The 12424-nt window shown below is 38.7% G+C and carries 20 protein-coding genes; 1 reads left to right on the top strand and 19 read right to left on the bottom strand.

Annotated elements, in window-relative coordinates; genetic code table 11:
• Window positions 1-132: 132 nt before the first annotated feature.
• The 12 genes from B9J78_00795 to B9J78_00740 all read right to left on the bottom strand — a co-directional run bounded on the left by B9J78_00795 (window position 133) and on the right by B9J78_00740 (window position 5660).
• The gene (locus B9J78_00795) at window positions 133-489 is read right to left on the bottom strand and encodes a 50S ribosomal protein L18 (protein MBA2123476.1); all 357 of its coding nucleotides are present in this window, start codon (window positions 487-489) and stop codon (window positions 133-135) included.
• 347 nt (window positions 490-836) lie between these two features.
• Window positions 837-1391, bottom strand: coding sequence for a 50S ribosomal protein L6 (locus B9J78_00790; protein ID MBA2123475.1), 555 nt, complete (start codon window positions 1389-1391; stop codon window positions 837-839).
• A 99-nt stretch (window positions 1392-1490) separates the two neighbouring features.
• Window positions 1491-1907, bottom strand: a complete 417-nt coding sequence (locus tag B9J78_00785) for a 30S ribosomal protein S8 (protein MBA2123474.1) — start codon at window positions 1905-1907, stop codon at window positions 1491-1493.
• Window positions 1908-1924: 17 nt separating this feature from the next.
• Window positions 1925-2110 carry a type Z 30S ribosomal protein S14 gene (locus tag B9J78_00780; GenBank protein ID MBA2123473.1) on the bottom strand — a complete coding sequence of 62 codons (186 nt, stop codon included), beginning with the start codon at window positions 2108-2110 and terminating at the stop codon, window positions 1925-1927.
• A gap of 9 nt (window positions 2111-2119) precedes the next feature.
• On the bottom strand, window positions 2120-2659 hold the full coding sequence (locus B9J78_00775) for a 50S ribosomal protein L5 (protein MBA2123472.1): 540 nt from the start codon (window positions 2657-2659) through the stop codon (window positions 2120-2122).
• Complete coding sequence (locus B9J78_00770; GenBank protein MBA2123471.1) at window positions 2659-3012, bottom strand: 50S ribosomal protein L24; 354 nt, start codon at window positions 3010-3012, stop codon at window positions 2659-2661. The genes B9J78_00775 and B9J78_00770 overlap by 1 nt, the downstream gene beginning before the upstream one ends.
• 26 nt (window positions 3013-3038) lie before the next feature.
• Window positions 3039-3407, bottom strand: a complete 369-nt coding sequence (locus tag B9J78_00765) for a 50S ribosomal protein L14 (GenBank protein MBA2123470.1) — start codon at window positions 3405-3407, stop codon at window positions 3039-3041.
• A gap of 60 nt (window positions 3408-3467) precedes the next feature.
• Complete coding sequence (locus B9J78_00760; GenBank protein ID MBA2123469.1) at window positions 3468-3722, bottom strand: 30S ribosomal protein S17; 255 nt, start codon at window positions 3720-3722, stop codon at window positions 3468-3470.
• The gene (locus tag B9J78_00755; protein ID MBA2123468.1) at window positions 3719-3910 is read right to left on the bottom strand and encodes a 50S ribosomal protein L29; all 192 of its coding nucleotides are present in this window, start codon (window positions 3908-3910) and stop codon (window positions 3719-3721) included. The genes B9J78_00760 and B9J78_00755 overlap by 4 nt, the downstream gene beginning before the upstream one ends.
• A gap of 99 nt (window positions 3911-4009) precedes the next feature.
• Entirely contained in the window at window positions 4010-4441 is a 432-nt protein-coding gene (locus B9J78_00750; GenBank protein ID MBA2123467.1) for a 50S ribosomal protein L16, read from the bottom strand.
• Window positions 4442-4599: 158 nt separating this feature from the next.
• The gene (locus tag B9J78_00745; GenBank protein ID MBA2123466.1) at window positions 4600-5244 is read right to left on the bottom strand and encodes a 30S ribosomal protein S3; all 645 of its coding nucleotides are present in this window, start codon (window positions 5242-5244) and stop codon (window positions 4600-4602) included.
• A gap of 47 nt (window positions 5245-5291) precedes the next feature.
• Window positions 5292-5660, bottom strand: coding sequence for a 50S ribosomal protein L22 (locus B9J78_00740; GenBank protein ID MBA2123465.1), 369 nt, complete (start codon window positions 5658-5660; stop codon window positions 5292-5294).
• A gap of 119 nt (window positions 5661-5779) precedes the next feature.
• Here B9J78_00740 and B9J78_00735 point away from each other — a divergent pair, with 119 nt between their 5' ends.
• Complete coding sequence (locus tag B9J78_00735) at window positions 5780-5977, top strand: hypothetical protein (protein ID MBA2123464.1); 198 nt, start codon at window positions 5780-5782, stop codon at window positions 5975-5977.
• Here B9J78_00735 and B9J78_00730 read toward each other — a convergent pair.
• The 7 genes from B9J78_00730 to B9J78_00700 all read right to left on the bottom strand — a co-directional run bounded on the left by B9J78_00730 (window position 5961) and on the right by B9J78_00700 (window position 12329).
• On the bottom strand, window positions 5961-6782 hold the full coding sequence (locus B9J78_00730; GenBank protein MBA2123463.1) for a 50S ribosomal protein L2: 822 nt from the start codon (window positions 6780-6782) through the stop codon (window positions 5961-5963). The two genes, B9J78_00735 and B9J78_00730, sit on opposite strands and share 17 nt — an antisense overlap.
• Window positions 6783-6809: 27 nt before the next feature.
• On the bottom strand, window positions 6810-7088 hold the full coding sequence (locus B9J78_00725; GenBank protein MBA2123462.1) for a 50S ribosomal protein L23: 279 nt from the start codon (window positions 7086-7088) through the stop codon (window positions 6810-6812).
• Complete coding sequence (locus B9J78_00720; GenBank protein ID MBA2123461.1) at window positions 7085-7711, bottom strand: 50S ribosomal protein L4; 627 nt, start codon at window positions 7709-7711, stop codon at window positions 7085-7087. Before B9J78_00720 ends, B9J78_00725 begins: the two co-directional genes overlap by 4 nt.
• 15 nt (window positions 7712-7726) lie before the next feature.
• Window positions 7727-8449 carry a 50S ribosomal protein L3 gene (locus B9J78_00715; GenBank protein MBA2123460.1) on the bottom strand — a complete coding sequence of 241 codons (723 nt, stop codon included), beginning with the start codon at window positions 8447-8449 and terminating at the stop codon, window positions 7727-7729.
• A 159-nt stretch (window positions 8450-8608) separates the two neighbouring features.
• Window positions 8609-8911 (bottom strand): 30S ribosomal protein S10, encoded by a 303-nt coding sequence (locus tag B9J78_00710; protein MBA2123459.1) that lies wholly within the window; start codon window positions 8909-8911, stop codon window positions 8609-8611.
• A gap of 98 nt (window positions 8912-9009) precedes the next feature.
• Window positions 9010-10212 carry an elongation factor Tu gene (locus tag B9J78_00705; protein MBA2123458.1) on the bottom strand — a complete coding sequence of 401 codons (1203 nt, stop codon included), beginning with the start codon at window positions 10210-10212 and terminating at the stop codon, window positions 9010-9012.
• A gap of 41 nt (window positions 10213-10253) precedes the next feature.
• On the bottom strand, window positions 10254-12329 hold the full coding sequence (locus tag B9J78_00700) for an elongation factor G (protein ID MBA2123457.1): 2076 nt from the start codon (window positions 12327-12329) through the stop codon (window positions 10254-10256).
• Window positions 12330-12424: the final 95 nt, after the last annotated feature.

Genomic DNA, 12424 nt, shown 5'->3' with positions numbered 1-12424 from the left:
TTGTTTCTTTCTGCAAAGAATCTGACCTTTTAACATTAGGAGTAACTTCTATAACTGGTGCATCCTGGGTTGGGGACTCTGTGGATGTTTTTTCTTCAGATATTTTTAATTCCTCGGCCAAATTAACCCCCTTTAAAACTTCAAACCTGCCTTGCGAGCTGCGTCTGCAAATGCCTTTATCTTCCCGTGATAAAGATAGCCACCCCTGTCAAATATGACTTCACTGAGCCCTTTTTCCACAGCAATCTTTGCTATTTTTTCACCAAGTGATTCTGCAGACTTAATATTTCCACCTTTTTGCCCAGAAAATTCAGGGCTTAAAGTAGAAAATGAAACCAGTGTCTTTCCTTGCGTATCATCTATAATCTGAGCGTATAAATTTTTATGACTTCTATGAACGCAAAGTCTCGGTCTTTTCTCAGTTCCTGATATTTTTTTTCTTATACGCTTGTGGCGCCTGAGCAATCCTATTTGATTATTTACTTTCATGTGCCCCCATAAACAATATTTACCGTAGAGACCGTTCTCCGAAGTGCCACACCCGGAAAGTATCCGAAGATACAAACCCCGTTTAGAAGTTTTTTTACTTCTAACGAGGAAATCTTAAACAAATCTCAAATTACAAATAAATTCAAAACATAATCCCCCCCCCATCTGAAGGATACCCTGGTGCCAGGGGTTCCAGTCGCCAGTCCCCATTTTTTATCCTACCTCCTACCTACTATCTACTACCTACTATCTACTACCTACTATCTACTGCCTACTATCTACTACCTACTACCTCCTGCCTCTTATGCCAGTCACCATTTTTTCCTCTATCTACTAGATACTAATTTTTATTTTCCTGCTACTGCCTTTCCAGCCTTTTTCCTGACAATCTCTTTGTTATATCTTATGCCCTTACCTTTATACGGTTCAGGCCTCATAACACCTCTTATCTCTCCTGCAACCCTGCCCACTAACTCCTTATTAACCCCTTTTATAATTATTGATGTAGGTTTGGGAACTTCTATGATTATGCCAGCAGGTATATCATAATTGATAGGGTGTGTGAAACCTAAATATATATTTAACTTTTTTCCCAAAACCTGTGCCCTGTAACCAGCACCAACAATATCAAGTTCCTTTTGAAAACCTTCTGATACGCCTTGAATCATATTTTTAATATGACTCCTGATGGTCCCCTGAATTGTATTCCAGTGTGATGCATTTTGTGCGCCCGTACCTTGCGTAGTAATAAAAATTTGATTTTCATTCTGCTGAATTTGAACACCTGTTGGAAGAGTTTTTTCACACGCTCCTTTTGGTCCGGTTATTACAACAGTATCAGACTTTATCTGTGTTGTAACGCCCTTTGGCAACAAAATCGGTCTCTTGCCTATCTTTGACATATCTTCCTCTTTAATAGTGCACCAGTGCACCAGTGCATCAGTGCATCAGTGCATCAGTGCACCAGTGCACCGGTCACCTGTCACCTGTTTACCTATCCCCTACCATATCCTGCAAACAACTTCTCCGCCTATTTTGTTCTTCCTTGCCTCTTTATCCGTCATAATTCCTTTTGATGTGGATACAACAGCAACACCTAAGTGCCTTCTGATTTTTGCCAATTTATTAACATCTGCATAAATTCTTAAACCAGGTTTTGAAATTTTTGAAATACCCTGAATTACAGGTTCCCCTTTTCTTGTCATTCTTAAGTATACACGATATCTGTTTTTTACTCGTGGTAAGCCTTTCTGGCCTTCTTCCAATTGCTTATAATTAAGAATATACCTTTCTTGTTTTAATATTCTTAATATTTCACTTATAAGACGAGAACTACAAACATCAACATTTTCTTTTCTTGCATTACTTGCATTTCTAATTCTTGTAAGAAAGTCTGCCACAGGGTCAGTTAAAGCCATTCATTCCTCCTGAATTTTTACCAACTTGCTTTTACAACACCTGGAATTTCTCCCCGGGATGCTAACTCTCTGAAACAAAGCCTGCAAAGTTTAAATCTTTTTAAGTATCCGCCACTTCTTCCGCATTGTCTACATCTGTTATACGCCCTTGTCTTAAATTTTGGCAGTCTATTTGCCTTATTTATCAAAGACTTTTTTGCCATAAAATTCTCCTATTTCTGAAATGGCATACCAAGCAATTTAAGCAATTGATATGACCCATTTGGACTTCCGTTCTTTATAACAATTGTTATATTCATACCAAATACTTTTGTAACCCTGTCTATGTCAATCTCCGGAAATACCGTATGTTCTAGCAGACCAAGATTATAATTTCCCTGTCCATCAAAACCTTTAACAGAAACACCCCTGAAATCCCTGATACGAGGAAGCGTTGCATTAACAAGCCTGTCAAAAAACTCATACATCCTTACCCCTCTTAATGTAACCATACATCCTATTGTCTGTTTTTCTCTTATCTTAAAATTTGCAATAGCCTTCTTCGCTCTTGTTATAACCGGCATCTGTCCGGTAATTGTAGCAAGGTCATTTCTTATGCCTTCAAGTATCTTTATATCTTTTGCCCCTTCCCCACAACCAACATTTACAACAATCTTGGACATCTTGGGCAATGCCATTACATTGTTTATCCCTATATTTTTCCTTAAATGGGGGATTGTTTCTTTCCTGTATTTTTCAAGTATTCTCGGCATCATATGATCGCTTCCTTGCACTTTTTACAATAACGAATCTTCTTTGCAAGTATGGAGGAGCCACTTTGCGATGATTTTGAATCCTCTATCTTAAAACCAACCCTTGCCGGTTTTTTGCATTTACTACATAGTGGCGCAATATTGCTTACATTTATAGGCGCCTCTTTTTCAACTATACCGGCTGGCTCATCCTGTTTCCTTTTTTTTAAGTGCCTTTTCACAATCTGGATTCCCTGGACAAGTGCTCTTTCGGGTTTTCCGCAGGAGGTAAAAATTTTTAAAACCTTTCCGGTCTTTCCCCTGTCCCTTCCTTTTAAAACAACAACTGTATCATCTTTTTTAATTTTAAACATAAGTATTTCCCTTTTTAAGTTTATGTTTATACCAGTTCCGGCGCCAAAGACGCAATCTTTATAAACTCCTTATCTCTTATTTCTCTCGCAATGGGACCGAACACACGGGTTCCACGAGGATTTCCTTGGGGATCTATAATTACAATTGCATTTGAATCAAATTTAACAGCAGAACCATCTTTTCTTCTTATCCAGTTTTTAGTTCTTACTATAACTGCTCTTGTAACCTCGCCCTTTTTTACAACAGCATCAGGCGAAGATTCTTTTATATTGCATGTAATAATATCACCGACTCTTCCAGTAAGTTTTCCTCCCTTATAAAGAACACCTATCATAGAGGCTCGTTTTGCTCCTGTATTATCTGCAACATCTAATATAGTTCTCATCTGTATCATTGCTTAAATTGCCTCTTTAAAACAAAATCCGCTATTTGTCATTTTATAATCCACATGAAATTAAAGTTTTTTCACCACTTCTACAACACGCCACCTTTTATTTTTTGAAAGAGGGCGGGTTTCCATTATTTTTACTTTATCACCCAATTTTGCAATGTTTTCATTATGAGTCATAAAATTTTTAGCCCTTGATACAATCTTCCCATATACAGGATGTTTGGCTCTTCTTGTAACCTTAACAATCACCGTCTTATTCATTTTGTCGCTTACAATAACACCCTCTTTAACTTTTCTTTTTCTTACCCTACCTGTCATTTTTGCTCCTTTTGATTCATTACTGTTAAAATTCTTGCAATGTCCTTTCTTATGTTTCTTACCTTCCCGCTGGATTGCGCTTCACCTGTCTTTTTTCTACATTCAATATCATAAATCTCTTTTTTTAAAGAGCCAAGCCTGTTTTTTCTTTCCTCAGCGGAGAATGTTCTTATTTCTTTCGCTTTCATACTATCTTCTTTGCTTTCCGGTATTTCTATTGCTTCTTAAAATTACCATTCTTTATGGGTAATATTTTTTAAAAAAATTTAACAACAATCTTATCTTTTTCAATTTGTATTATACAGATGTTTTCTTGCAACAAAACATGTTCTTATCGGCAACTTGTGCGCTGCAAGTCTGAATGCCTCTTTTGCAACAGTACCCGGAATACCCTCTAATTCGAAAAGAATTTTACCCCTTTTTACAACAGCAACCCAATTTTCAACTGCCCCCTTGCCTTTGCCCATCCTTGTTTCTGCCGGTTTTTTAGTAACGGGCTTATCCGGGAAAAGCCTTACATAAAGTTTTCCTCCTCTTCTTACTGCACGGGTTAATGCAACACGTGCCGCTTCAATCTGTCTGTTGCCTATCCAACCATTTTCAAGTGCTTTTAAACCGAACTCGCCAAATGAAATGTTAGAACCTTTTGTTGCAATCCCCTTTCTTCTGCCTCTTTGTGCTTTCCTATATTTTACCCTTTTGGGCATCATTAAAGCCATATCAACTCCCCTTCATAAAAACACACCAATTTGAGAAATAAAAAATTCCAAAGTTTGATAATTGGGATTTGAAAAATTGATTATTGTTTAGCGCCTGGTGTTTAGAACTTGGTTATTGGTTATTCTTTCCTATCTACTACCTACTTGTTTTTACCTATTCACCTATTTTTTTGTGGCACTATTTCTCCACTATATATCCAAACCTTTACACCTATTGTTCCATACATAGTAAGCGCCTGTATACATGCATAGTCAATATTAGCCCTTAATGTAGAAAGAGGAACTTTCCCTTCTTTTCTTGTTTCTTCTCTTGCCATTTCGGCACCTGCAAGTCTTCCCGCACAGGCTATTTTTATGCCTTTTGCTCCTGCATTCATACTTAACTGTATCGCCTTTTTCATTGCTCTTTTGTATGAAATACGTTTCCGTATCTGATATGCAATATTTTCAGCAACAAGTCTTGCATTAAGGAGCGGCTCTTTTACATCCTGAATATCTATATAAACTTCTTTATTATTTGTAATTTTTTGTAAATCTTCCTTGAGCCTGTCAACATCTGCCCCTTTTCTTCCTATGATAATTCCCGGTCTGGCAGTATGTATAATAATCCGCACACGGTCGCCTGCTCTTTCTATATCAACCTTTGCAACCATTGCCTGAGCAAATAACTTATAGATATATTTTCTTATACCAACATCCTCGTTTAATAGGTCTGCATAATCTTTCGCAGGCGCAAACCAACGAGAACTCCAGTCTTTTACAATCCCTAATCTTAAACCAATAGGATTTACTTTTTGTCCCACATTTTACCTCCATCTCCTACCTACTACCTACTACCTACTATCTACTATTATTTTACTGCTAATTCCACCCCGATATGACAGGTCTTTTTTTTTATTTGCATAGCCCTTCCCATCGGAGCAGCCCTGAATCTTTTCCCATATCCAAGCAAGGGACCTTCATCTGCCCATATATGTTTTATAATAAGGCCGCTTGTGTCTATAGTAGGAGAAGACCTTTTTGCATTTGTCTCCGCCGATTTTATAACTTTTTCAACTGGCAGCCTTGCAGACTTGTTAACACCGATGAGTATTGAATATGCCAGTTTAAGCCTTTTACCACGAACAAGGTCAATAACACCCCTTACCTTTCTCGGTGTCATTCTTATATAACGAGCAAATGCTTTTGAAACAATTCTTGTATCTATTTTTTTTGCCATGTCAATTCCCCATTAAATCCTAGAAAAGATAATCCACCCCTGCCTTTCTTTACAAAAGGAAGGGCGGGGCACCCATCCAAAGGATGGGTCGGGGGATTATGTTTTCTCCTGCCCAAAGGGTGCCCTGGTGCCCGGGGTTCCAGTCACCGGTCACCAGTTACCATTTTTTTTCCTACCTACTATCTCCTATCTACTACCTACTACCTACTATCTACTACCTACTACCTACTACCTACTACCTACTACCTACTACCTACTACCTACTACCTACTATCTACTATCTACTACCTACTGTTTCTTTTACTTTCTTCTTTTAACTATGTATTTATCAGAAACCTTGTGTTTCTTCCTTGTCTTAAATCCTTTTGCATACTGACCCCACGGACTTCTTGGCTGTCCACCGGAAGCTTTCCCTTCACCTCCGCCCATCGGATGGTCATGGGGATTCATTGCAACACCACGAACTTTTGGCCTTCTTCCCATATGCCTTGCTCTACCGGCTCTGCCAAGAGAAATTGTGCCGTGTTCTATATTCCCTACCTGTCCTATTGTTGCATAACAATTAAGACTAAAAAGCCTTACCTCGCCTGAGGGCATTCTGATATGCGCATATTTACCTTCTTTTGCAACCATCTGTGCTGATGCCCCTGCGCTTCTGATAAGTGCTGCTCCACTGCCAGGATGCAATTCAAGACAATGAATAATTGTGCCTGTCGGTATTTTTCTTAACAGAAGTGCGTTGCCGGGCTTTATATCTACATCAGGACCAGATGCAACTGTATCTCCTATTTTTAGATCAAGAGGACATATAATATATCTTTTTTCTCCGTCTGGATATTGTATAAGTGCAATCCTTGAAGAACGGTTAGGATCATATTCAATTGTTACCACTCTGCCTTGCACGTCTGTTTTATCTCTTTTAAAATCTATACTCCTGTACCTTCTTTTATTGCCGCCACCCCTGTGTCTTATTGTAATATGACCGTGTATATTGCGGCCACCTTTTTTTTTTAAAACAGTTATCAACGATTTTTCCGGCGCCTGTTTTGTAATTTCTTCAAATGTATAACCTGTTTTCCATCTTGACCCAGGGGTTGTCGGCTTATATGTTTTTATTCCCATATGTTTCCTTTTCTTAGGTTCTATTTATTATTCTGCTTCTATTTTGTTTCCCTCTTTCAAGGTAATAACCGCTTTTTTCCATTTTGATGTCCAACCCTGACGATTGCGGACACGTTTAGGTTTTGCAGACATTATTGATGTGTTCACCCCTTCAACCTTCACACTATATATTTTTTCCACCGCATTTTTAACCTGAACCTTGTTAGCCTTCATATCCACAAGAAAAAGATACTTATTAATCTTTTTCTGTTCGGTCCCTTTTTCTGTTCTTAATAAACTTTTTACAACTGCATACTGGTCTTTCATTTCTTCAATCTCTCTATAATACTATTTAACGCATCTTTCGTAAAAACAACAGACCTTGACCTTAAAACACTATAAGCATCAAGATTTGAAGATATTATAATTCGGACACCTTCTATATTTCTTGTTACTCTGTTAACCTCTGTGGTTATTTTGTCAAACACAAAAAGAACAGGTTTCCTTACACCAATAGACGATATTGCGCTTGCTGCATTCTTTGTTTTTGAGGAATCTAAATTAAAAGCATCTATAACAAAAAGGGCGTTTTCTTTCAGAGTTGAATTTAGTGCCGAAACTAATGCAATTTTTCTAATCTTTTTATTTACACTGTAATGAAAATTCCGAGGATGAGGACCGAATACAATCCCACCATGACGCCACAGTGGCGACCTTATGGAACCTGCACGGGCCCTTCCTGTTCCTTTCTGTCTCCATGGCTTTTTACCACCACCGGAAACCTCCCCCCTCGTTTTGGTAGAAGCAGTGCCTTTCCTTAAATTAGCCTCTGCCATAACCTGTATTTCGTGCAAGACATCTTTATTTATTTTCCCATTGAATATCGCCTCATCAAGCGAAACCTGCCCCACATTCTCGCCTTTTATGTTTTTTACCGCTATCTCAAACATTTTTACCCATTTTATTTATTTTTTTATCCTCTTCATAAGCTTAGAAGCCTTCAATGTATCTGCCTTCTTATGCTTCTCAGCAACTGTGGCAACCTTAAGTATGGGAAGTCTTTTTAACGCCTTGCAGAGCGTAACATATCCGGATTTAGACCCGGGAATAGAACCTTTTATTGCAATAAGATTATTCTCAACATCAACTTTTATAACTTCTAAACTTTGTGTTGTAACAGTATCATTGCCCATATGACCCGGCATGTGATGCCCTCTTATAACTCTTCCAGGTGTAGTAGAGGACCCTATAGAACCTACCCTTCTGTGAGATGTAGAACCATGTGTACTTGGTCCTCCTGCCCATCCCCACCTTTTCATACCGCCCTGAAAACCCTTGCCGATAGATTTTCCCGTTACATCTACAAAATCACCGGGTTTAAACTGGTCAACCCTTAATACAACGCCTTCCTGTGGTTTTTCGGTGCCCTGAGGTATTTTTATTTCTTTCATCAATTGAACAGGAATCCTGCCTATCTTCTTAAAAAAACCGAGATTCGGTTTTGATACCCTTGATTCTTTTTTTTCTCCAAACCCGATAAGAATGGCATCATAACCGTTCTTCTGAGCTGTCTTTATCTGTAAGACAGGACAGGGGCCTGCTTCTATGACTGTAACAGGAATCCTTCTGCCGTCTTCGGCAAAAATTTGTGTCATTCCTAATTTTCTTCCAAGTAATCCTATGGACATAATTAATCTCTCTATAACTGGTGCACTGGTGCTCTGGTGCTCTGGTGCTCTTAAAGACTGGGCTTACTGTGTTATATTAACACATCCAGTAAGCCCTGATTACACAGATTTTGGAAAGATTACACCGATTTTAAGGTCTGATGAGTTTTTCAGCAGACCCTACTTTATCTCAACATCTACACCAGCTGGCAGATCAAGTTTTTTTAATGCATCTATTGTTTTAGGTGTTGACTCAAGTATATCAAGTATCCTTTTATGTGTTCTTATTATAAACTGTTCCCTTGATTTTTTATCTACATGAGGAGAACGCAGAACAGTTGTTACCTCTTTTTTAGTAGGTAACGGAATAGGTCCTGAAATCTTTGCACCTGTTCTTTTAACAGTATTTACAATTTCCTGCGTAGATTGGTCTAAAAGTCTTGAGTCATATGCTTTTAGTTTTATCCTTATCCTTTGAGCCATCTCTTTCCCCCAAAAAATATAGGAGGTAGGATATAGTAGGTAGTAGATAGGAAAAAATATTTCTTTCCTACCTACTACCTCCCACCTACTATCTCCTGTTATTTTATTATCTCTGTTACCACGCCTGCTCCTATTGTCTTTCCTCCTTCGCGGATTGCAAATCTTTGCTCTTTTTCCATTGCCACAGGTACTATCAGATCTACTGTTACAGATACATTGTCGCCAGGCATTATCATTTCTGTTCCTTGCGGTAATGTTATTACTCCTGTTACATCTGTTGTCCTGAAGAAAAACTGAGGCCTGTAGCCGCTGAAAAATTGTGTGTGTCTTCCACCTTCTTCTTTTGTTAATACATATACCTGTGCCTTGAATTGTGTGTGTGGCGTTATTGTATTTGGTGCCGATATGACCATCCCTTTTTCTAAGTCTTTTTTTTCTATCCCTCTTAACAATACCCCTATGTTGTCTCCTGCTCTTCCTTCGTCTAACAACTTCCTGAACATCTCTACCCCTGTTACTACTGTCCTTCTGCTCTCTGTCTGTATCCCTACTATTTCTACTTCTTCTCCTACTTTGACTATTCCTCTTTCTACTCTTCCTGTTCCTACTGTTCCTCTGCCGCTTATGCTAAATACATCTTCTACGGACATTAAAAATGCCCTGTCCGTTATTCTTACAGGCTCAGGTATATGGCTATCTACTGCTGACATCAATTCCAGTATGGACTTGCAGTTTGGACAATCATCTTTGCTACATCCACAGTTCATTGCATTTAATGCACTTCCTCTTACCACCGGTATCTTATCCCCAGGAAACTCATATTTGCTTAATAAATCTCGCACTTCCATTTCAACTAAATCTACTAATTCTTTATCTTCTACTGCATCTGTTTTGTTTAAGAACACCACCATTGCAGGAACTCCCACCTGTCTTGCCAAAAGTATGTGTTCTCTTGTCTGCGGCATAGGACCATCTACTGCACTTACCACTAATACTGCTCCGTCCATCTGTGCCGCTCCTGTAACCATATTCTTTATATAGTCTGCGTGACCTGGACAGTCCACATGTGCATAGTGCCTGTTCTGTGTTTGATATTCCGCATGGTGTACATTTATTGTTACTCCTCTTTCTCTTTCCTCAGGCGCATTATCTATTTCTTCAAATGTCTTTGCCTGAGCCAATCCCTTGCTAGATAATACTTTTGTTATTGCACTTGTCAGTGTTGTTTTTCCATGGTCAACATGTCCTATGGTCCCTACATTTACATGCGGTTTTGTCCTGAGAAATTTTTCTTTTGCCATTTTTTACCTCCTGTTTGCCAGTGCATCAGGCACCAGTCACTTTACTTTTTGCCTTTAAGTATTTTTTCTTTTATATTTTTTGGAACCTCTGCATAATATGCTGGCTGCATTACATATGATGCCCTTCCCTGACTTACAGAACGAACAGCAGTTGCATATCCAAAAAGCTCTGAAAGAGGAATAAATCCTCTTATAACACGGACATTGCCTCTCTGTGAAAGTTGTTCTATCTTTGCCCTGCGAGCTCCCATATCAGCAATTACATCGCCTAAATATTCCTCAGGAACCACAACCTCCACATCCATAATAGGCTCAAGGAGCATTGAACCCCCCGATCTAAGTGCTGCGCTAAATCCGATAGAGCCTGCCATCTTGAATGCGAATGTTGAAGAATCTACTTCATGGTATGAGCCATCTATAAGCACTACCTTTACATCTACAACAGGAAATCCTCCCAAAGGTCCTGTCTGTGCGGATTCTATTACTCCCTGTTCTATAGAGGGAACATATTCTCTGGGTATACTTGTTCCGCGTAGCGCACTTTCAAACACTATTCCTGAACCTCTTTCTATGGGCTCTATCTCAAATACGACATGCCCATACTGTCCACGCCCGCCGCTCTGCTGCACAAACTTTCCTTCCTGTCTTACAGGTTTAATCAATGTTTCTTTATATGCAACATGCGGTTTTCCAACCTGTGTCTGAACATTGAATTCTCTTTTCAATCTGTCAACAATTATTTCAAGATGCAATTCTCCAAAACCCAAAATAAGCGTCTGTGCCGTCTCTTCATTATAAGAAACACAAAACGAAGGGTCTTCGTCCTGCAATCTTGAAAGTGCAAGAGAAAGTTTATCCTGATCCTGTCTTGTCAAAGGTTCAATTGCAAGGGATATAACAGGCTGTGGCAAATGCATGGACTCAAGGATTACAGGATGTTGTTCATCACATATGGTATCACCCGTTTTTGTTTCTCTTAGTCCTACAGCAGCAGCAATATCTCCAGTTTTTACCACTTCAATTATTTCCTGCCTGTTTGCATGCATTTTAAGAAGTTTTCCAATTCTTTCTTTTTTGTCCCTGCTTACGTTATATATGTAGGAACCTGATTTTAGTATGCCTGAATAGACCCTTAAAAATGTGAGTTTTCCAACATATGGATCTATCATTATCTTAAATGCAAGTGCAGAAAAATACTCATCATCCGATGCTTTCCTTTGTTCTATTACATCTTTACCCTGAACAATCCCCTGAACAGGGGGGACATCAACCGGGCTTGGCAACCAGTCTACAACTGCATCTAAAATAGGTTGAACACCTATATTTTTAAGTGATGAACCGCAAAGAACCGGAACAAACTTTCCTGCTATCGTCTGTCTTCTTATGGCAGATGATAGTTCTCCTTCTTTTATTTCCTGATCGTGCGAAAACTTTTCCATAATATTTTTATCGGTCTCTGCGACAGACTCAATAAGTTTTGCGCGATACAGTTTTGCCATTTCTAAAAGGTCAGGTGAAACTGAACCAACCTTAAATCTACCTGTAATGTCTTTAATATCATAGATAAGAGATTTCATTTTAATAAGGTCTATAACACCTTCTAAATTTTGTCCAACCCCTATGGGTATCTCAACCGCTGCTGCATTTGCGCCAAGTCTTTGTTGTATCTGTTTCAGGGTTCCAAAAAAATCTGCTTCTATCCTGTCCATTTTATTAATAAAAGCAATCCTTGGAACATGATACCTATCTGCCTGTCTCCATACTGTTTCAGATTGAGACTCAACTCCTCCTACAGCACAGAATATCACAACCGCACCGTCAAGAACCCTTAAACTTCTTTCTACCTCTACGGTAAAATCAATATGCCCCGGTGTATCTATGATGTTTATTCTGCAGTCTTTCCAAAAACTGGTGGTACAGGCACTTGTAATAGTTATACCTCTTTCCCTTTCCTGAACCATCCAGTCTGTCTGTGTTGTTCCATCATCAACATTTCCCATTCTATCAATGGTTCCAGCATGATAGAGAATTCTCTCTGTGGTAGTTGTTTTCCCTGCATCAATATGTGCAATAATACCTACATTGCGTAATTTTTGTAAAGTATATTTTACTTCCATAATATTTTTATATTCCTTTTTGTTAAATTCTAATAAGATATTTTGTTCCATCATTAGTTCAGCAAGTTTAGAATCTTAAAATAAAGGAAAACCGT

Source organism: bacterium Unc6 (assembly GCA_013626165.1).
In the GTDB taxonomy this organism is placed as follows: domain Bacteria; phylum Omnitrophota; class Gorgyraeia; order Velesiimonadales; family Velesiimonadaceae; genus Velesiimonas; species Velesiimonas alkalicola.
The sequence above is the reverse complement of the archived record's forward strand: the minus strand, read 5'-3'. Positions and strand labels throughout refer to the sequence as shown.